The organism is Tabrizicola flagellatus (genome assembly GCF_008271465.1).
In the GTDB taxonomy this organism is placed as follows: domain Bacteria; phylum Pseudomonadota; class Alphaproteobacteria; order Rhodobacterales; family Rhodobacteraceae; genus Tabrizicola; species Tabrizicola flagellata.
On the sequence record NZ_VMDU01000001.1, the window covers coordinates 206,003 to 225,164 of the forward strand.

A 19,162-nucleotide genomic window follows, 5' to 3' on the forward strand; every position below is an offset into this window, starting at 1 on the left:
CGCTGGGCGACCTTGCGCGCGAGCCAGGAGAGGGAGCGCCGCCCGTGCCCGAGCAGATCCATGACACCGACGAGGATTCGGGCCTGTATCTGACGATCCTGTGCTGGATCGGCCTGGCTCTCGGGACGCTGGACGCCTTTGTGCAACCCTTGCCCGCCGGGCTGGTCTGGGCGGCCCTGGGGCTGGCCTATCTGACCGGCGGCCTGCCGCCCCTGCGCAGCGCGGTGTCCGAGCTGTGGCACGAGCGGCGGCTGGACATCGACCTTCTGATGGTGGTGGCCGCGCTGGCCGCGGCCGCGGTCGGGGCGGCGCTGGAGGGGGCGGTGCTGCTTGCGCTCTTTTCCCTGTCCGAGACGCTGGAACATCGGGCGATGGGCAAGGCGCGGCGCGCGGTCGAGGCGCTGATGCGGCTGCGCCCGGAAACCGCACTGCGCGAGGGGCCGGAGGGCGTGGTCGAGGTCGCGGTGGCCGATCTGGTGCCCGGCGACCGGGTGATCCTGCGGCCCGGCGCGCGGGTTCCGGTGGACGGTCGGATCGTGGCGGGCTCGGGTCATCTCGACGAAAGCACGGTGACGGGCGAGGCAGAGCCGGTGCGCAAGGGGCTTGGCGATCCGGTGCACGAGGCGACGGTGAACCTGGACGGCATCCTGACCGCCGAGGTGACGCGCGGGCTGGAGGAAAGCACGGTTGCCCAGATGATCCGCATGGTGACCGAGGCGCAGGCGATGAAGTCGCCGTCCGAGCGGTTCTCGGACTGGTTCGGCCAGCGCTACACGATCGCGGTGCTGGCTGGTTCGGTGCTGTCCTGGTTCGGCTTCCGGGCGGTTGGCCATGATCCCGGCGAGGCGCTGTATCGTGCGGCGACGCTTCTGGTCGCGGCCAGCCCCTGCGCGGTTGTAATCTCGGTGCCCGCGGCGATCCTGTCGGCCTTGTCGGCCGCGGCGCGGGGTGGGGTGCTGTTCAAGGGCGGCGCGGCGCTGGAGGGGCTGGCCGAGGTGCGCACATTCGCCTTCGACAAGACCGGGACGCTGACCACCGGGCAGGCGGCGGTGACGCAGATCGTGGCGCTCGAGGGGGACGAGGATACCTTCCTGGCCCTGGCGGCAGGGTTGGAGGCGCAGTCCGAACACCCGATCGCAGGGGCGATCCGGCACGCGGCGAGCGAGCGCGGCCTGGTGCCGAAGTCGGTGCGCGATGTGCGCTCGCTGCCCAGCGAGGGGATCACGGGCACGGACGATTCGGGGCCGCTCTGGGCCGGCAATGCGCGGATGCTGGCGCAGATGGGGGCAGAGCTGCCGCCCGGGATCGCGGCGCTGGCCGACGGGGCCGAGACCCTGGTCATCCTCGGGCGCGGCACGCGGATCCTCGGCGCGCTCACCGTGGCGGACGAGCCGCGCGCGACCTCTGGCGAGGCCCTGGCGGCGCTCAAGGCCGGGGGCGGGACCGCGATCCTGATGATGACCGGCGACCGGGCACCGGTCGCGGCGCGGATCGGGTCGCATCTCGGTCTGGCCGCGGACGAGATCCATGCGGGCCTTCTGCCGGGCGACAAGGTGCGGCTGGTCGATACCGCCGCGAAACGCGGCAAGGTGGCCTTCATCGGGGACGGAGTGAACGATGCCGCGGCGCTGGCGCGGGCCGATGTCGGGGTGGCGATGGGGGTCGCGGGCAGCGAGGTTGCGCTTCAGGCCGCCGATGTGGCGCTGATGGCCGAGGATCTGCGCAAGCTGGCCGCCGCCCGGCGCCTGTCGCGGCGCACCGCGCGGGTGATCCGGCAGAACCTGACGCTGGCACTCGGGGCCATGGCCGTGCTGGTGACGGGCAGCCTCTTCTTCGAACTGCCGCTGCCGCTGGCCGTGCTCGGGCACGAGGGTGGCACGCTTCTGGTGGTGCTGAACGGGCTGCGGCTGCTGGCAGACCCGATCCGCGCGCGGGGATGAGGGCGGAGGGGCCGGCCTCGGGGCATCGAGCCCCTCGGCCGGCGCGCCTCCGGCGGGAGTATTTGGGAAAGGGGCAAGATCGGGGGCGGGGTTGGCTCAGAAGCCCACGTCCGGGCCGCCCGAGCCCTGCCAGGGCCGCGCGAGGTTGCCGAAGCGGGTGAAGCGGCCCTCGAAGGAAAGCTCAACCGTGCCGATGGGCCCATGGCGCTGCTTGCCGATGATGACCTCGGCCTTGCCGTGGACCGATTCCATCAGCGCCTGCCATTGCGCCATCTTCTCCAGCTCGTGATCGCCCGGCTTTTCCCGTTCGCGGTAGTATTCCTCGCGGAAGACGAACATGACCACATCGGCGTCCTGCTCGATCGAGCCGGATTCGCGCAGGTCGGAAAGCTGCGGGCGCTTGTCGTCGCGCGCCTCGACCTGGCGCGACAGCTGCGACAGCGCGACGACGGGGATGTTCAGTTCCTTGGCGATTGCCTTCAGGCCTTGCGTGATCTCGCTGACTTCCTGCACCCGGTTGTCCTTCGACGACCCTTTCAGCAGTTGCAGGTAGTCGATGAACAGCACATCCAGCCCATGCGTCCGCTTGAGCCGCCGTGCCCGCGCCGCCACCTGGCTGATCGGCAGGGCTGGCGTGTCGTCGATGTAGAGCGGGCAGGCCTCCAGCGCCTTCGCCGCCTCGACGAAGCGGCGGAACTCGGCCTCGGTCATGTCGCCGCGGCGGATCTGTTCCGAGGGCACCTCGGCGGCCTCGGACAGGATGCGCGCCGCCAGCTGTTCGGCCGACATCTCGAGGCTGAAGAAGCCCACGACACCACCTTCGACCGAGCCTTCGGTCCCGTCCGGCAGACGGCCGCGCCGGTGCGCCTTGGCGATGTTGAAGGCGATGTTGGTGGCCAGCGAGGTCTTGCCCATGGACGGCCGCCCGGCGAGGATCAGGAGATCCGAGGGGTGAAGGCCCCCCAGCTTCTTGTCCAGGTCGATCAGGCCGGTGGAGATGCCCGCAAGGCCGCCATCGCGCTGATAGGCGGCGTTGGCCACATTCACGGCATCAGTCACCGCCTTGAGAAAGCTTTGAAATCCGCGCTCGGCGACGCCCTGTTCGCCCAGCTTGTAAAGCCGCTGTTCGGCTTCGATGATCTGGTCCTTGGGTTCGCTTGCTACCTCGACCTTCGCCGCCTGCGCCGCGATGTCGCGGCCAAGCTGGATCAGTTCCCGCCGCACCGCGAGGTCGTAGACCATCTGGGCGTAATCCTTCGCGGCATAGGCGGAGATCGCCGCCCCCGCCAGGCGCACCAGATAGGCCGGCCCGCCCAGCTCCTTCAGGCCCGCGTCGTCCTCGAGGAAGGCCTTGAGCGTCACCGGCGAGGCGAGCGCGTTCTTCTGGATCCGCGCGGCGGCGATCTCGAAGATCCGCTGGTGGACGGGGTCGAAGAAATGCTCCGCCTTCACCAGGCTGGAGATCCGGTCGAAGATGTCGTTGTTGGTGAGGATCGCGCCCAGGAGCTGCTGCTCGGCCTCGATGTTGTGCGGCAGCGTCTCTTCGGACGCGCCCGCGGGTGCGGACGGAACCATCGGCCCCGACCCGACGGGTCGCAGTGCGGTAATCTCGGTCATTCATGCCCCCTGCCGTCTTGCCTGCTTTTTGGTGCCCATCGCCTAGCATGCCCGGCGGTGGAATGGGTTGGGGGAAAGCTGTGCATAAGCCGCTTATCCACAGAAATGAGCCTACCACGGCTTGCGGTCGGGATGAAGCGCCAAGCTAGCCCTTGGAGGCGGGGCAGGCCTTAGTGCGCGACATTCCGTCGAGCGCGATGCCGGAAGTCGGGAATCAGCCCTTCCGCGCGTCCTGCCAGGCGCGGGGGTCGTTCAGGAAGGCTTCCACCTCGGCCAGCGTCGCCGCGTCGAAGGCGCCTTGCGCCCGCGCCTCGGCCAGCACGTCCCACCAGGTGCAGAGGTGATGCAGGCGGACCCCATGCGCGGCAAGCCGGTCCTCGGTGCCGGCGAAGATGCCGTAGTAGAAGATCACCGCCGTATGGCCGCAGCTGGCGCCGGTCTCGCGGATCGCGTCGACGAAGCTGAGCTTCGAGCCGCCGTCGGTGGTCAGGTCCTCGACCAGAAGCACCCGCTGGCCCTCGGTCATCGCGCCTTCGATGCGGGCGTTGCGGCCATAGCCCTTGGGCTTCTTGCGGACATAGGTCATCGGCAAGGCCAGACGTTCGGCGACCAGCGCCGCGAAGGGGATGCCGGCCGTCTCGCCACCCGCGATGTTGTCGAAGGCCTCCATCCCGGCCTCGCGCATGACGGTGACGGCGAGGAAGTCCATCAGGGTGGACCGGATGCGCGGGTAGGAAATCAGCTTTCGGCAGTCGATGTAGGTGGGCGAGGGCAGACCCGAGGCCAGCGTGAAGGGCGTCTCGGCATTGAAGTGGACCGCCTTGATCTCCAGGAGCGCGCGGGCGGTCAGGCGGGCGATTTCGTCCTTGGGCGGGAAGGTCGAGGGGATCATGCGGGGTCCTTTCGGGCGGGCTCGTCGTGCGCCTTCGGCTTCTCCTCGCAGGCTCGCGACGAGCGACGAAGTCGACGAGGAGCGGTCAGGTCACGACGTGCCAGTGCACGGGGTGACCGGGGTTGAAGACGGTGACGGGGCCGGCCTCCGAGACGATCTTCTCGGGCCAGGTGCAGAGCTCGGCGCGCTTTTCCAGCGTGATCGTCCCGGCGTTCACCGGCAGGCCGTAGAAGGCCGGCCCGTGGCGCGATACGAAGCCCTCCAGCCGGTCCAGCGCGCCCTCTTCCTCGAAGACATGGGCGAGGAGGCTGAGCGTGTTCGTCGCAGTGAAGCAGCCCGCACAGCCGCAGGCGTGTTCCTTCAGCGCGTCGATGTGCGGGGCCGAGTCGGTACCGAGGAAATAGCGGGGCGAGCCAGAGGTCGCCGCCTTGCGCAGCGCCAGCCGGTGCTTCTCGCGCTTGGCGACCGGCAGGCAGTAGTAGTGCGGCCGGATCCCCCCCGCGAGGATGTGGTTGCGGTTGATGATCAGGTGATGCGTGGTGATCGTCGCGCCCAGGCTGTCGCCGCCCTCGGCCGCATAGGCCACGCCTTCCTCGGTGGTGATGTGCTCCATCACGATGCGCAGCTCCGGCAACCGGCGGCGCAGGGGATCGAGGACCGTTTCGATGAACACCGCCTCGCGGTCGAAGATGTCCACCTCCGGCGTCGTGACCTCGCCATGGGTGCAAAGCGGCAGGCCGATCCGCGCCATGGTTTCGAGGACCGGCATGACCTTTTCCAGGTCGCGCACGCCGGAGTGCGAATTGGTCGTGGCCCCCGCCGGGTAAAGCTTCACCGCCTTCACCAGCCCCGAGGCGGCGGCGCGTTCCACGTCGGCCGGGTCCGTGCCCTCGGTCAGGTAGAGCGTCATCAACGGCTCGAAGGCCACGCCCTCGGGAAGCGCGGCCAGGATGCGGTCGCGGTAGGCGCGCGCGTCGTCCAGCGTCACCACCGGCGGCACCAGGTTCGGCATGATGATCGCGCGGGCGAAATGGCGGGCCGTTTCCGGCAGCACCGCCTTCAGCATGGCGCCGTCGCGCAGGTGCAGGTGCCAGTCGTCGGGGCGGGGCAGGGTGATGCGTTGCATGACCCCGGCAGCTATCGCAAAGCCGCCGCCGTTTCCAGTGCCATCGCGGGGCGCGCTCAGACCGGCTCTCCGGTCAGTTCCGCAAGCCGGCGCGCAAAGCGCGGCGCGTTCAGCCGCGACGTGACCGACCGGCAGATCTTGATCTCGCGCTTCGGATGCCCCGACAGCCGCGCCGCCGCGAGGATCGCGCGCAGGTAGCTGCCGTTCGACCGCCGCGCGCGCCAGAGCCAGGAGAAGCGGTCGGCCGACATCTTGCCCTCCATCGCCGCCTCGATGATCCGGTCCAGCACGCGCATCTCGCGCAGGGTGTCCTCGGTGCCCTCGGCGGTGAAGCGCGCGTAGAGCGGCGTGACCCAGGGGCGCTGGAACAGGGCCGCGTGCATCGCGTCGGGCTGGTGCAATGGATCGTGGATCAGCCAGACCCGCGAGGCGCTTTCGGTCATGTCGGGTGCATAGCCATAGCGGCCGCGGAAGTTGATGCGCCGCGCGATGCGGTGGCGCTCGTCCCAGCCCGCGAGGCTCGGGTCCAGCGTCGCGCGCGGGGCGATCAGCACCAGTTCCGCCTGGGGCGCGGTGATCGAAAAGGCCGCCGCGGCATAGCCTGCCGGCCCGGCACCGTAGAACACGACGCGATCGAAATCCTCGAGGAACCCGTCATCGGCCAGCCGGTCGAAATAGCGGAACACCGCCGGATCGCGCCACCAGGTCTCGCCCTCGGCGAGGATGGTCAGCAGCGACCAGCCCCGCGACTTGGCCAGGGCATAGTGCTCGGGCAGATTGTCCTCCCGCTCGCGCAGGGTGGCGGCATCCTCGAAGGTGACCAGAAGTTCGGGCCGTTCCTCGGCAAAGAAGGCATAGTGCCTGTCGCCCAGCGGCAGGAAATCGCCGTCGCCTTCGGCGATTGCCAGCATCTGGCGCTGCCATTCGGGGGGCGGGGACGGGTCGGACATACTGGCAATCTTGGTTACTGGTTGGCGTCGGCCTTCGACCTTGGCGAGAGATTCGGGCCTCGACAAGGCTCTGGGGTGTTATCGGATTGTTTCCCTGTGGCCGAGTTGCCATTATTTGCAAGGATGTAAACAATCATCAACCATAAGTTGCCAGATTTGCATGGGGCTCACGCTCCGGCACGATGCACGCCGATATGGGGCTTCCAGATCGACTCGGCCTCTTCCCTTGCAAGCACGCGCGTCGGCCCAGCCATCAGCAGCTGGCCATAAAGACTGCGCCACGCGTCCTGCTGCATCAGGGTCCGGAACCGCGCGTGGCGCCAGTCCACCGCCGCGCGGTGCAGCGGTCCCAGCACGGCATCCGCATGCAGGCTTGCCCGCAGCGGCCGGCTGTCCAGCGCCAGGATCGAGCGGTCCTCGACGGTGCTGAAGTTGCGCTCGACCCAGTAGCCCACGTCCAGCCCCCCGTCGGCATGGACTCCGCGCCCGCGGTCGCGCTTCAACAGGAAACTCTCCACCGCGCCCAGCGGGTAGTGGTTCAACTGGACCAGCCCGTAGGGGCTGCGCCCGACATCGGAAAAGATCCGCCCGCGGTGGAATGACGCAGGAAGCTTGCGCCCCGCGCCGTCCACCCAGTGCTGCGCGGCCATCCGGTCGTCATCGGGTGCACGGGGGCGATGAACGCCAAGCTTTCGGTAGGAACCGTCGTTCCTGACCAGCGTCTTGAACAGATAGGCCCGCCAGGGCCAGTGCAGCACCTCGGGCGCGGCGCGGGTGAAGGTCTCGGTGACGGGCGCATCGGCGTAACGCACCACCCCGGCGTTGCCGAACAGACGCCAGGTCAGCGTGATCGCCGTCGCCTCCGGCAAGGCCGCCAGCAGGGCGGAGATCGTCCGGTCCCCGACCTGCACATTGACGAACTCGTCGATGTCCAGCGGCAGCACCCAGTCCGCTTCCCTGACCAGCGGATGCCGGTCGGCCTGTTTAAGTGCCGACCATTGCGGCCCCTCGGGATGCGGCCCGGGATTGCGGAGGTGGACAAGCCAGCCCAGGGCCTCCAGCCGGTCCAGCATCGCATCGGTGCCGTCCTCGCAATCGTTGGAAAGGACCAGGACATCCGTGATCCCGCAGGCCCGGTGATGGGCAAGCCATTCCAGAAGGAAGGCGCCCTCGTTCCGCACGCAAAGGACTGCCGTGATCCTCACCGCGCCCGCCCTTTCATCTGTCCACAAATATCCCCGCCGGAGGCATCCGCCCTCTCCACCCCGCGCTGCGCCCGCAGGACTAGCACGGGGCGCGCCTCAGAAGAAGGCCTGCACCCCGGTGATCGCCCTCCCGAGGATCAGCGCGTGGATGTCATGCGTGCCCTCGTAGGTGTTGACCGTCTCCAGGTTCACCATGTGGCGCATGATCTGGAAATCCTCCTGGATCCCGTTGCCACCGTGCATGTCACGCGCCCAGCGGGCGGCCTCCAGCGCCTTGCCGCAGTTGTTGCGCTTGACGATCGAGATCATCTCCGGCGCCGCATTGGCCTCGTCCATCAGTCGCCCGACGCGCAAGGACGCCTGCAACCCCAGCGAAATCTCGGTCATCATGTTCGCCAGCTTCAGCTGGTAAAGCTGCGTCCCCGCGATGGGCTTGCCGAACTGCTTGCGGTCAAGCCCATACTGCCGCGCGGCGTGCAGGCAGAACTCCGCCGCTCCCATCACGCCCCAGCTGATGCCATAGCGCGCCCGGTTCAGGCAGCCGAACGGCCCTTTCAGCCCCTCGACATGCGGCAGCAGCCCATCCTCGCCCACCTCGACATCCTTCAGCACGATCTCGCCGGTGATGGAGGCCCGAAGCGACAGCTTGCCCCCCACCTTCGGCGCCGACAGGCCCTTCATGCCCTTCTCGAGGACAAAGCCCTTGATCTTGCCGCCATGCGCCTCGGACTTGGCCCAGACCACGAAGACATCCGCGATCGGCGCGTTGGAAATCCACATCTTCGCGCCGTTCAGCACATAGCCGTTCGCCGTCTTCTTCGCCGTGGTCTTCATCCCCGCCGGGTCCGAACCCGCATCCGGTTCCGTCAGCCCGAAGCACCCGATCCATTCGCCAGAGGCCAGCTTCGGCAGGTATTTCTGCCGCTGCGCCTCGGTCCCGTAGGCGTAGATCGGATACATCACCAGCGACGACTGGACCGACATCATGCTGCGATAGCCCGAATCGACCCGCTCCACCTCGCGCGCGACCAGGCCATAGGCCACATAGGACGCGCCAAGCCCGCCGTATTCCTCGGGGATCGTCACGCCCAGAAGCCCCATCTCGCCCATCTCGCGGAAGATGCCGGGGTCCGTCTTCTCTTCGCGGTAGGCCGCGATGACCCGCGGTTGCAGCTTCTCCTGCGCATAGGCGCGGGCCGCGTCGCGCAGCATCCGCTCCTCTTCCGTCAGCTGATCGTTCAGCCGGAACGGGTCCTCCCAATCGAACCGCCCCAGGTCCGGGGCATCCTTGGCTTTCAGTTTCGGTGCATCCAGCATGGTGAGACCTCCATTCGCTGGGTGCAGTATTGCACGAAAGGGCAGGGGCCTGCTATCGAAAGCCCTGCACGAGTTGATGAGGAAAACTCATAATGCTCCCTCGCCGCTACCTGCCGCCGATCCCGGCCCTGATGGCGCTCGAGGCCGTCGACCGCCTCGGCACCGCCTCGGAGGCCGCGAAAGAGTTGAGCCTGACGCAAGGCGCGATCAGTCGGGCGCTGCAAAGCCTTGAGAGCCAGCTTGGCGTCCCCCTTCTGATCCGCGAACGCCAGCGCCTGCGTCTCACGCCAGCGGGCCGCGATTATGTGGCCGAGGTGAGGAAGGCCCTCCACCTCCTCGCCTCCGCCTCGATCACGCTGCGCGCCAACCCGACCGGAGGCTCCCTGAACCTCGCCATCCTGCCCGCCTTCGGCATGCACTGGCTCGCCCCGCGCCTCGCGCGCTTCGCCCAGACCCACCCCGAGGTCACCGTCAACCTCTCCACGCGCCTGCGCCCCTTCGACTTCGCCGGCTCCAGCTTCGACGCCGCGATCCATTATGGCAGGCAGGACTGGCCCGGCGTCGATTACCTGAAACTCATGGACGAGGATGTCCTCGCCGTCGCCGCCCCCGGCTTCCCCGCGCTCGGCAGGGCCGCCGACATCCTCGACCACCCGCTCCTGCAACTCGAAAGCCGCAGCGGCGACTGGGGCCGCTGGCTCGCCCATCACGGCCACCCGGGCCTGCGCCCGCCCGGCATGCTCTTCGACCAGTTCGCAACGCTGACCCAGGGCGCCATCCACGGGATGGGTGCGGCGCTGATCCCCACCTTCCTGATCGAACGCGAACTGGCCGAGGGCCGCCTCGTCCCGATCTTCGGCCCGCCCGTCCGCGCGCTCGGCTCCTATTACCTCGTCTGGCCCAGCACCCTTCCCGAACGCGCGCCGCTGCGGTCCCTACGACTATGGTTGCAGGCCGAGGCCGCCGATCCCGCCTTGACCCCCGTGGCTCCGCCCGCCACTCTCGCCCCAAAGCCGGAGGCCCCGTGACCGCCCTTCCCACCAGCATCGACGCCGTCGAGAAGCTCCTCTCCGCCCAGGGCTACGTCGCCTCGCGCGCGCTGGCCACCGTCGTCTTCCTCTCCCTCAAACTCGGCCGCCCGCTCTTCCTCGAAGGCGAGGCCGGCACCGGCAAGACCGAGATCGCCAAGACGCTGGCCACGGCGCTGAACCGCCGCCTGATCCGCCTGCAATGCTACGAAGGCCTCGACGCCGCCTCCGCCGTCGCCGAATGGAACTTCGCCGCGCAGATGATCGCCATTCGCACCGCCGAAGCCACGGCCGACCGCGACAACCTGCAATCCGAGCTTTTCACCGAAGACTACCTGATCGAACGCCCGCTCCTCGCCGCCATGCGCCCCCAGCCCGGCGGCGCGCCGGTCCTCCTCATCGACGAGATCGACCGCACCGACGAACCCTTCGAGGCCTTCCTCCTCGAAGCCCTCTCCGACTTCCAGGTCACCATCCCGGAACTCGGCACCATCCGCGCCCCCGAACCCCCCATCGTCATCCTCACCTCGAACCGCACGCGCGAGGTGCACGACGCGCTGAAACGCCGCTGCCTCTACCACTGGGTCGACTACCCCAGCTTCGACCGGGAACTGGACATCCTCCACGCCCGCGCCCCCGAGGCGCAGGAAACCCTCTCCCGCGAGATCGTCGCCTTCGTCCAGAAACTCCGCCGCGAGGACCTGTTCAAGCGCCCCGGCGTGGCCGAGACGATCGACTGGGCGAAATGCCTCCTCGCCCTCGACGTGATTGCCCTCTCGCCCGAAGTCATCTCCGACACCCTCGGCGCGATCCTGAAATACCAGGACGACATCCAGAAACTGCAGGGTTCCGAGGCCAGGCGCCTGCTGGACGAAGTGAAGCGCGACCTCGTGCCCGCATGACCCTTCATCTGTCCACAAATATCCCACGGGGGGTCCGGGGGGTGTGAAACCCCCCGGGGGTTCGCCATGCCTCCGACCTACGCCCCCCTCGACATCCCCGAAGACGGCAAGCTCGCCCACAACATCGCCCATTTCGCCCGTGCGCTGCGCAAGGCGGGCCTTCCCGTCGGCCCCGGCCGCACCCTTGATGCGGTGAACGCCGTCACCGCCGCAGGCTTCGACCGGCGCGAGGATTTCTACTTCACGCTCCAGTCCATCTTCGTCTCCCGCCCCGAGGAACGCAGCCTCTTCGCCCAGGTCTTCCGCCTCTTCTGGCGCGACCCGCGCTACCTCGACCACATGATGTCGCTCCTCCTGCCCCAGGTCCACGGCGTGCAGGAAGACCGCGCCGCCCAGGCCGCCGAGAAGCGCGCCGCCGAAGCCCTCCTTGACGGCCAGCTTCCCCCACCGCCGAAAACCGATATCCCGGAAGGCGACCAGATCGAGATCGACGCCACCGCCACCATGTCGGCCGAGGAACGCCTGAAGACGCTCGACTTCGAACAGATGTCCGCCGCCGAGATTGCCGAGGCCAGGCGGATGCTGGCCAAGCTGGCGCTCCCCGTCCAACCGCTGAAAACCCGGCGCAGCCAGGCCTCGACCCTTGCCGCGCGCATCGATGCCCGCCGCACCCTGCGGGCGGCGATGCGGCAGGGCGGCGAAATCTCCGGCCTGAAATACAAGGCCCCGGTCACCCGCTGGCCGAACCTCGTCGTCCTCTGCGACATCTCGGGCTCGATGGCCGACTACTCCCGCATGGTCCTCCACTTCGTCCATGCCGTCGCCAACCGGAAAGGCCAGGGCTGGGCGAAGGTCCACGCCTTCACCTTCGGCACGCGGCTGACCAACATCACCCGCCACCTCGCAGCCCGCGACGTGGATGCTGCGCTCAAGGCCGCGGGGGCAGAGGCGCAGGACTGGTCGGGCGGCACACGCATCGGCCAGTCGCTCCACGCCTTCAACCGCGACTGGTCGCGCCGCGTGCTGGGGCAGGGTGCGGTGGTCCTTCTCATCACCGACGGACTCGACCGCGACGATACTGACCTGCTCGCGAAAGAGGTCGAACGGCTGCACCTGTCCTGCCGCCGGCTGATCTGGCTGAACCCGCTTCTCCGCTGGACCGGGTTCGCGCCGAAAGCCCAGGGCATCCGCGCCATCCTGCCCCATGTGGACAGCTTCCGCGCCGGCCATTCCATCGCCTCGCTGGAAGCCTTGGGCCGTGCGATCTCGGAACCCTCGGACCATGGCGAACGTGACCGACTGCTCGCGCTGATCCGGCAATAGGCGGGGCTTCGCGCAGGATATCGCACAACAGGTCGCTGATATCGCATATCACGCAAAACCTCGCTTTGTTAGGATGGCCGGGCAATCGGGGAACCGTTTCGCCACGATGCGGTTATCCCGTGCCCCTAGAATGAGGACTAGTAATGAGAAAGCTTCTGGTTTCCACCACGGCCCTGTCGACGGCCCTCTCGGTCGCGATCAGCCCACTGGGCACCATGCCCGCCTTCGCGCAGGTGCTGAACGAGGATGGCTCGGTCACCGCCGAGGACGGCACCGTGCTCTGCACGCCGACCGCCGAAGCGCCCTGCGATCTGGAGGCGATCGTCGAGAAACTGAAGCTTGACCAGGCGATGGCCGCCGAGGCCGCTGCCGCCGAGGCCGCCGCGCAGGCCGCTCAGGCGGAAGCCGAAGCCCAGGCAGCCGCCGAAGCCCAGGCCGCCGCCGAGGCCGAAGCCGCCGCTGCCGCCCAGGCCGCCGCGCAGGCCCAGGCAGACGCCGAGGCCCAGGCCGCTGCCGAAGCCGCCGCCGCAGCGGCCGAAGCTGCCGCCGCGGAGGCGGCCGCCCAGGCTGCTGCGGCCGAAGCCGCCGCGCAGGCCGAAGCCGAGGCCCAGGCCGCCGCCGCCCAGGCCGAGGCGGACGCCGCCGCCCGGGCCGCGCAGGAACAGGCCGAGGCGGAAGCCGCTGCGAAGGCCGCCGAAGAGCAGGCCGCCGCCGAAGCCGCCGCTCAGGCCGAGGCGGAAGCTGCCGCCAAGGCTGCCGAGGAGCAGGCCGCCGCCGAAGCAGCAGCAGCCGAGGCTGCTGCCCAGGCCGAAGCAGACGCGGCCGCGAAGGCTGCCGAAGAGCAGGCCGCCGCAGATGCCGCCGCCGCCGAGGCTGCTGCCCAGGCCGAAGCAGACGCTGCCGCCAATGCCGAGACGTCCGGTGGCGAACAGCCGGTCGTCGAGTCCCCGGCCGAGGATGCAACCGCCGAGGCTCCTGCCGCCGAGGTCGTCCCTGAAGGCGCGATCGTCGATCAGGCCACGGGCGAAGTCGTCGATCCCGAGGCCGCCGCTGCCGCGCTGGCCGCGGCCGAGGCCGAACTGGCCATCACGCCGGAAGGCGAGGTTGTCGATCCCGCCGCCGGCCTGAAGGTCGCCGAACCCGATCCCGCGGTCGAGGTCGTGCCGGTGGATGCGCCCGTGGTCAGCGAAACCGAGGTCGAAAGTCTGACCGACCTCCTGACCAGCGACCCGACCGCGATCAACCCCGCAGAGATCGCCGCGGCCGAGCTGGTCACCAACGCCCCGCAGGCCGAGGGCGCCGCCCCGATCGTCGAGGCGGATCCTGCAGACCTTGTTGCCACCGTGACCGAGACGATCACCGATGCCAACGTGCGCAGTTCGGCGCAGGAGTTCGCCGCGCCTCCGGTGGCGCTGGCCGAGGGCAAGAAGAGCGGGCTGTCGGACCTCGAGAAGGCCGGTCTTCTGGTGCTGGGCGCGCTGGCGGTCGGCGCGATCATCAAGAACAACCGCGCGGCGGCAGCGGACACCACGGTCTCGACCATGGGTCCGCAGGAGGCGCGCGTGGTGTCGAATACCGGCGACCGGGTCATCGTGCTGCAACCCGACGGCACCTACCGGGTGCTCAAGGACGATGACGCCGTGATCCGTCGTCCCGGATCGACCGTGCGGACCGAGACCTTCAAGGACGGCTCGACCCGCACCATCGTCGAACGCGCCGACGGCACCCAGGTGGTGACGATCCGCGATGCGACCGGTCGGGTGCTGCGGCGGGCGACCTATGACAGCCTCGGCCGCGAGGTCATCCTGATCGACGATCTGGTCGAGGAAGAGCCGATCATCGTCCGCGACCTGCCCCGGCCGCGTCGGCCCATCGTGATCTCGTCCAAGGACCAGGACATCGCTCTCAAGCGCGAACTGGCCCGGATCGAGGCGGAACGGGTCGGCCGCACCTTCTCGCTGCGCCAGATCCGCGAGATCCCGGCGGTGCGCGCGCTGGCCGCCACGCTGGACGTGACGCCGATCACCTTCGCCAGCGGCTCGGCCGCCGTCGCGCCCGAGCAGGCTCGCAACCTTGCCGACCTCGGCCGGCTGATGCAGGACCTGCTGGCGGAAAACCCGCGCGAGATCTTCCTGATCGAGGGCCACACCGACGCGACCGGCAAGGCGGCGATGAACCTCGCGCTTTCGGACCGCCGGGCGGAATCGGTTGCGCTTGCGCTGACCGAATACTTCGACATCCCGCCGGAGAACATGGTCGTGCAGGGCTATGGCGAGACCGAGCTTCTGATCGACACCCAGGCGAACGAACCCCGCAACCGCCGGGTCGAGGTCCGGGTCATCACTCCGCTCCTGCGGACCGCCACGATCCGCTGATCCGGCCCCCTACCAAAGTCGCGCCGCGGGTCCGCCCGCGGCGCGTTCATTTCGGTGGCATCCCGTCCGGCCCGGACGCATAATCGCGCCCATGACAGAAGCCTCCCACGACCGGATCCCCGAAACCGCGCTTGCCTGGCACCGCGCCGGCAAGGGCGCGGCCCTCGCCACCGTGATCGAGACCTGGGGCTCGGCCCCGCGCCAGGCGGGCAGCCAGCTGGCCATCTCGGGCGAGGGAGAGATGGCGGGCTCCGTCTCCGGCGGCTGCGTCGAGGGTGCGGTCGTCACCGAGGCGCTGGAGGCGCTTGCCGACCGCAAGTCGCGCGTCCTGACCTTCGGCGTGTCCGACGAGACCGCCTTCGCCGCGGGCCTCGCCTGCGGCGGCACGATCCGCGTCCTGGTCGAACCCGTGGGCGAGGGCGCCGAGGCCCTGCCCGAGGGGCTCCTCGCGATGCTCGTCGCGGCCCGCGCCGAACCCCGCGCCATCGCACTTGTCACCACCCCCGCGACCTGGACCCGGACTCTCGTCGCGCCGGGAGAGGACGCCGCAACTGACGCCCGCTTCCGCTCCGACCGCTCGGGGATGGAAGAGGATGGCCGTTTCATCGCCATCCACAACCCGCCGCTGCGCCTCATCGTCGTGGGCGCGGTCCACATCGCCCAGCCGCTCCTGACCATCGCCCGCACCTGCGGCTACGCGCCCACCCTGATCGACCCCCGCGCCGCCTTCGGCTCGGCCGAGCGCTTCCCCGGCGAGACCATCCTGGACGACTGGCCCGACGAGGCGCTGGCGCGGCTCAAGCCCGATGCCCGCACCGCCATCGTCACCCTGACCCACGACCCGAAACTCGACGACCCGGCGATCCGCTTCGCGCTGACCTCGCCCGCCTTCTACCTTGGTTGCCTCGGCTCCACCCGCACCCATGCCAAACGGCTGGACCGGCTGGCCGCCGCCGGCTTCACCCCCGACCAGATCGCCAGGATACATGCCCCCGTCGGCCTCGATATCGGCGCGAAGACGCCGGCCGAGATCGCCGTCAGCATCATGGCGCAGATCACCCAGACCTTGCGGAAATAATGCGCTTCGGCCCGGTTCCCCTGTCGCAGGCCGAAGGAGCGATCCTCGCCCATTCCGTCGCCTTGCCCGAGGGGCGGCTCCGCAAGGGCTGCATCCTCGGGCCCGAGGATCTCGCCCGGCTGGCCGCCGCCGGCCACGGCGAGGTCATCGCCGCCCGCCTCGATCCCACCGACCTGCACGAGGACGCGGCCGCGCTAGCCATCGCCCGGGCACTGGTGCCCGACCCCGACGCGGCGGGCCTCGACCTGCGGCCCGTCGGCACCGGACGGGTGAACCTGCATGCACGCGCGGCCGGACTGCTGGAGGTCGCGGCCGACCGGGTCGATGCGCTCAATGCCGTCGATCCGATGCTGACGCTCGCGACCGTCCCGCGCTGGCAGCGGCTGGCGGCGGGGGAAATGGCGGCGACAGTGAAGATCATCGCCTATGGCGTGGCGGCAGCTTCCGTCGCCGCCGCCTGCGCCGCCGGGGCCGGTGCGCTCCTTCTGCGCACCGCGCGGCTGAGGCGCGTCGCCCTGGTCGAGACCCATACCGACCCGGAGGCCAGACCACTTGGCGCCGACGCCATCATCCGGCGCCTTGCCGCCCTGGGTGCAGGGCTGAACGAACATCGCAGCTGCCCGCACCGCGAGGCCGATCTGGCCGCTGCCCTGGCCAGCGTTGCCGGGGCCGAGCTGATCCTGATCCTCACCGCCTCGGCCACGTCGGATCCGATGGACGTGGCACCGAAGGCTGTCCGCAGGGCAGGGGGCCGGATCGACCGCTTCGGCATGCCGGTAGACCCGGGCAACCTGCTCTTCCTCGGCAGCCTCGGCACGATCCCGGTCATCGGTCTGCCCGGCTGCGTGCGCAGCCCCGCGCTGAACGGGGCCGACTGGGTGATGGAACGGCTGATCTGCGGCGTGCCGGTTGCGGCTGTGGACATCGCGGCGATGGGTGTGGGCGGCCTTCTGAAGGAAACCCCGCACCGCGGTCGCCCGCGCGAGGCGCGCGACTGACGCCCAAGAATTTTCGCCGAAAATTCTTGGGCCGCGCCTGATAGAGCGCGGCCCGATGTGGATCGTAACCCGTGAGGCGCGGACACCTTACTTCGGCGCGACCATCATCACCATCTGCCGGCCTTCCAGCTTGGGCATGGATTCGATCTTGCCCGCCTCGCCCACATCGGCCGCGACACGGTTCAGAAGCTCGAGCCCCAGTTCCTGGTGCGCCATCTCGCGGCCCCGGAAGCGCAGGGTGACCTTCACCTTGTCGCCTTCGCCCAGGAACTTCAGCACCGAGCGCATCTTCACGTCATAGTCATGAGTATCGGTGCCGGGACGGAACTTGATTTCCTTGATCTCGATGATCTTCTGCTTCTTGCGCGCCTCGGCCTCGCGCTTCTGCGTCTCGTACTTGAACTTGCCGAAGTCCATGATCTTGCAGACCGGCGGCACTGCGGTCGGCGAGATCTCCACCAGGTCCAGTCCGGCTTCCTCGGCCATCTGCAGCGCCCGGGCCGGGGTGACGACCCCGACATTCTCGCCATCCGCGCCGATCAGGCGGATTTCCGGAGCGCGGATGCGGTCGTTGATGCGGGGACCGGTTTCGCGTTGCGGCGGGGCATTGTGGGGTCTGCGGGCTATGGCAGTCGTCCTTTGATGGTTGAATTCGCGGCGGCAATCTAGGCGAGCGCGGGCGGCTCTGCAACCCGGCAGGCGGACGTTTTCCCAAGTTTTCCGCGGTTCTGGGGGTTTTTCGCCCCTCGCATTCCCCACGGGCTTTTCATTGCCGGGACAAACTGCCATATCACCCGCATCCGGACCCGGGGCTCCGGCCATAGGAGTATATGACATGAACAGATCCGTAATCATCGGCGCCATCGTCGTCCTGCTGGCTGCTGGCGGCTACTACCAGTTCAGCTACAAGCCCGCTCAGGAGGCCAAGGAAGCCGCCGCTGCGGCCGCCGCCAAGGCCGAGGCCGACGCCAAGGCCGAGGCCGACGCCAAGGCCGCCGAGGAAGCCGCCGCCAAGGCCGCCGAAGAGGCCGCCGCCGCTGCCCAGAAGGCTGCCGACGAGGCTGCCGCCGCCGCCACGGCCACCACCGAAGCTGCGACCCAGGCTGCGACCGAGGCCACCCAGGCTGCGACCCAGGCTGCAACCGAGGCCACCCAGGCCGCGACCGAAGCCGCGACCGATGCGGCTCAGGCCGTCACCGATGCCGCGGCCGCCCTCGACCCGGCGAACTTCAACGCGGATTCCGTGGTCGCCCTGATCGACGGTTCCTCGCTCGATGACGCGACCAAGGCGACCCTCAAGACCGCTGTCGAGGCCGCCAAGGCCAACCCGGCGCTGGTTGCCGACACCATCGCCCAGGTCAAGACCGCGCTTGGCATGTGATCTTCGGCTGATGCCGGACAGGACGAAGGCCGCAGGATGGTTCCTGCGGCCTTTACCATTGGGTTAAGACCACCTTAATGCGATCCGCTATCCTGTTGGTCAGACTATGTTATCCCGATCTGTCCACCGTGGACACGGGTCAGACTCCGTCCCCGACGAAGGCCTTCTCGACCACGAATTCCTTCGGATCCGAGTTCGCCCCCTCGCGCAGGCCGAAGCCTTCGAGGATCGCCTTCACGTCGATGTTGAAGGCAAGGCTGCCGCAGACCATGGCCCGGTCTTCCGCCGGGTTCATCTTCGGCAGACCGAGATCGGCAAAGACCTTGCCCGAGGACAGGTTGTCGGTCACCCGCCCCATGTGATGAAAGGGCTCGCGCGTGGTGGTCGGATAGTAGATCAGCTTGTCGCCCACCAGCTCGCCGATCAGCGGGTCATCCTTCAGGCTTTCCACCAGCTGCCGGCCGTATTCCAGCTCGGCCACCTCGCGGCAGGTGTGCATCATGATGACCTGATCGTATTTCTCGTAGGTCTCGGGCTCGCGCATCAGGCTCGCGAAGGGGGCGATCCCGGTGCCGGTGGCGAGGAACCAGAGCCGCTTGCCGGGCAGAAGCGCGTCGTGGACCAGCGTCCCCACGGGTTTCGGCCGCAGGATGATCTCGTCGCCGGGCTGGATGTGCTGGAGCCGGCTGGTCAGCGGACCGTCCGGCACCTTGATCGAGTAGAACTCCAGCTCCTCGTCCCAAGCGGGCGAGGCGATGGAATAGGCGCGAAGCAGGGGTTTGCCCTTGTCGTCGAGCAGCCCGATCATCACGAACTCCCCCGACCGGAAGCGCAGGGACTTGGGCCGTGTCACGCGGAACGAGAACAGCCGGTCGGTCCAGTGCCGGACGGCTGTCACGGTCTGGGCATCGGGCAGATGCGGCTTGGCTGCGACGGGGCTTGCTTCGGTCATCAGGGTCGCTTCGGTCATGTGGATCATCCCGGCCTTAGACCGGCTTTCCGTGTCTAGCGTTGATCGAGGTCAAGCGGA

16 protein-coding genes are annotated in these 19,162 nt (G+C 68.9%); 8 read left to right on the forward strand and 8 right to left on the reverse strand.

Translation table 11 applies throughout. From position 1 onward, the window contains the following. The first annotated feature begins 44 nt into the window (after window positions 1-44). On the forward strand, window positions 45-1,940 hold the full coding sequence (locus FL625_RS01025) for a heavy metal translocating P-type ATPase (RefSeq protein ID WP_235019272.1): 1,896 nt from the start codon (window positions 45-47) through the stop codon (window positions 1,938-1,940). A gap of 96 nt (window positions 1,941-2,036) precedes the next feature. Here the strand turns inward: FL625_RS01025 and FL625_RS01030 are convergent, their stop codons facing one another. The 6 genes from FL625_RS01030 to FL625_RS01055 form a co-directional block, all read right to left on the reverse strand. Next, window positions 2,037-3,557: a replicative DNA helicase gene (locus tag FL625_RS01030; protein ID WP_435532687.1), complete on the reverse strand. Its 1,521-nt coding sequence runs from the start codon at window positions 3,555-3,557 to the stop codon at window positions 2,037-2,039. A 214-nt stretch (window positions 3,558-3,771) separates the two neighbouring features. Continuing rightward, window positions 3,772-4,449: an orotate phosphoribosyltransferase gene (locus tag FL625_RS01035; RefSeq protein WP_149586775.1), complete on the reverse strand. Its 678-nt coding sequence runs from the start codon at window positions 4,447-4,449 to the stop codon at window positions 3,772-3,774. 85 nt (window positions 4,450-4,534) lie between these two features. Continuing rightward, window positions 4,535-5,575, reverse strand: a complete 1,041-nt coding sequence (pyrC, locus tag FL625_RS01040) for a dihydroorotase (protein WP_149586776.1) — start codon at window positions 5,573-5,575, stop codon at window positions 4,535-4,537. A 56-nt stretch (window positions 5,576-5,631) separates the two neighbouring features. Next, window positions 5,632-6,525 carry a phosphoadenosine phosphosulfate reductase gene (locus FL625_RS01045; protein ID WP_149586777.1) on the reverse strand — a complete coding sequence of 298 codons (894 nt, stop codon included), beginning with the start codon at window positions 6,523-6,525 and terminating at the stop codon, window positions 5,632-5,634. Window positions 6,526-6,692: 167 nt separating this feature from the next. Further along, on the reverse strand, window positions 6,693-7,730 hold the full coding sequence (locus tag FL625_RS01050) for a glycosyltransferase family 2 protein (protein WP_149586778.1): 1,038 nt from the start codon (window positions 7,728-7,730) through the stop codon (window positions 6,693-6,695). Window positions 7,731-7,826: 96 nt separating this feature from the next. After that, window positions 7,827-9,047, reverse strand: coding sequence for an acyl-CoA dehydrogenase (locus FL625_RS01055; protein ID WP_149586779.1), 1,221 nt, complete (start codon window positions 9,045-9,047; stop codon window positions 7,827-7,829). Between the two features lie 92 nt (window positions 9,048-9,139). On the opposite strand from FL625_RS01055, the gene FL625_RS01060 reads away from it, so the two are divergent. The 6 genes from FL625_RS01060 (at window position 9,140) to FL625_RS01085 (ending at window position 16,751) form a co-directional block, all read left to right on the forward strand. Beyond that, the gene (locus tag FL625_RS01060) at window positions 9,140-10,075 is read left to right on the forward strand and encodes a LysR substrate-binding domain-containing protein (protein ID WP_354001240.1); all 936 of its coding nucleotides are present in this window, start codon (window positions 9,140-9,142) and stop codon (window positions 10,073-10,075) included. Next, window positions 10,072-10,977 (forward strand): AAA family ATPase, encoded by a 906-nt coding sequence (locus FL625_RS01065; RefSeq protein WP_235019273.1) that lies wholly within the window; start codon window positions 10,072-10,074, stop codon window positions 10,975-10,977. Before FL625_RS01060 ends, FL625_RS01065 begins: the two co-directional genes overlap by 4 nt. A 66-nt stretch (window positions 10,978-11,043) precedes the next feature. After that, on the forward strand, window positions 11,044-12,300 hold the full coding sequence (locus FL625_RS01070; protein WP_149586782.1) for a vWA domain-containing protein: 1,257 nt from the start codon (window positions 11,044-11,046) through the stop codon (window positions 12,298-12,300). Between the two features lie 143 nt (window positions 12,301-12,443). Continuing rightward, window positions 12,444-14,675, forward strand: coding sequence for an OmpA family protein (locus FL625_RS01075; protein ID WP_149586783.1), 2,232 nt, complete (start codon window positions 12,444-12,446; stop codon window positions 14,673-14,675). Between the two features lie 91 nt (window positions 14,676-14,766). Next, entirely contained in the window at window positions 14,767-15,753 is a 987-nt protein-coding gene (locus FL625_RS01080) for an XdhC family protein (RefSeq protein WP_149586784.1), read from the forward strand. Continuing rightward, window positions 15,753-16,751: a DUF8806 domain-containing protein gene (locus tag FL625_RS01085; RefSeq protein ID WP_149586785.1), complete on the forward strand. Its 999-nt coding sequence runs from the start codon at window positions 15,753-15,755 to the stop codon at window positions 16,749-16,751. Before FL625_RS01080 ends, FL625_RS01085 begins: the two co-directional genes overlap by 1 nt. 87 nt (window positions 16,752-16,838) lie before the next feature. Here FL625_RS01085 and infC read toward each other — a convergent pair whose 3' ends face one another. Beyond that, complete coding sequence (infC, locus tag FL625_RS01090; protein WP_435532688.1) at window positions 16,839-17,615, reverse strand: translation initiation factor IF-3; 777 nt, start codon at window positions 17,613-17,615, stop codon at window positions 16,839-16,841. Here infC and FL625_RS01095 point away from each other — a divergent pair. Further along, window positions 17,587-18,132 carry a hypothetical protein gene (locus FL625_RS01095; protein ID WP_149586786.1) on the forward strand — a complete coding sequence of 182 codons (546 nt, stop codon included), beginning with the start codon at window positions 17,587-17,589 and terminating at the stop codon, window positions 18,130-18,132. The genes infC and FL625_RS01095 overlap by 29 nt on opposite strands. Before the next feature lie 139 nt (window positions 18,133-18,271). Here FL625_RS01095 and FL625_RS01100 read toward each other — a convergent pair whose 3' ends face one another. Beyond that, window positions 18,272-19,102, reverse strand: a complete 831-nt coding sequence (locus FL625_RS01100) for a ferredoxin--NADP reductase (protein ID WP_149586787.1) — start codon at window positions 19,100-19,102, stop codon at window positions 18,272-18,274. Window positions 19,103-19,162 lie beyond the last annotated feature (60 nt).

Coding starts and splice junctions, on each gene's coding strand:
- infC (WP_435532688.1), bottom strand. CDS start 17,615: ATGGCGCCGATGATTACGGATCTGTTCATGTCATATACTCCTATGGCC.
- FL625_RS01060 (WP_354001240.1), top strand. CDS start 9,140: ATGCTCCCTCGCCGCTACCTGCCGCCGATCCCGGCCCTGATGGCGCTC.
- FL625_RS01035 (WP_149586775.1), bottom strand. CDS start 4,449: ATGATCCCCTCGACCTTCCCGCCCAAGGACGAAATCGCCCGCCTGACC.
- FL625_RS01030 (WP_435532687.1), bottom strand. CDS start 3,557: ATGACCGAGATTACCGCACTGCGACCCGTCGGGTCGGGGCCGATGGTT.
- FL625_RS01080 (WP_149586784.1), top strand. CDS start 14,767: ATGACAGAAGCCTCCCACGACCGGATCCCCGAAACCGCGCTTGCCTGG.
- FL625_RS01085 (WP_149586785.1), top strand. CDS start 15,753: ATGCGCTTCGGCCCGGTTCCCCTGTCGCAGGCCGAAGGAGCGATCCTC.
- FL625_RS01100 (WP_149586787.1), bottom strand. CDS start 19,102: ATGACCGAAGCGACCCTGATGACCGAAGCAAGCCCCGTCGCAGCCAAG.
- pyrC (WP_149586776.1), bottom strand. CDS start 5,575: ATGCAACGCATCACCCTGCCCCGCCCCGACGACTGGCACCTGCACCTG.
- FL625_RS01095 (WP_149586786.1), top strand. CDS start 17,587: ATGAACAGATCCGTAATCATCGGCGCCATCGTCGTCCTGCTGGCTGCT.
- FL625_RS01045 (WP_149586777.1), bottom strand. CDS start 6,525: ATGTCCGACCCGTCCCCGCCCCCCGAATGGCAGCGCCAGATGCTGGCA.
- FL625_RS01070 (WP_149586782.1), top strand. CDS start 11,044: ATGCCTCCGACCTACGCCCCCCTCGACATCCCCGAAGACGGCAAGCTC.
- FL625_RS01075 (WP_149586783.1), top strand. CDS start 12,444: ATGAGAAAGCTTCTGGTTTCCACCACGGCCCTGTCGACGGCCCTCTCG.
- FL625_RS01055 (WP_149586779.1), bottom strand. CDS start 9,047: ATGCTGGATGCACCGAAACTGAAAGCCAAGGATGCCCCGGACCTGGGG.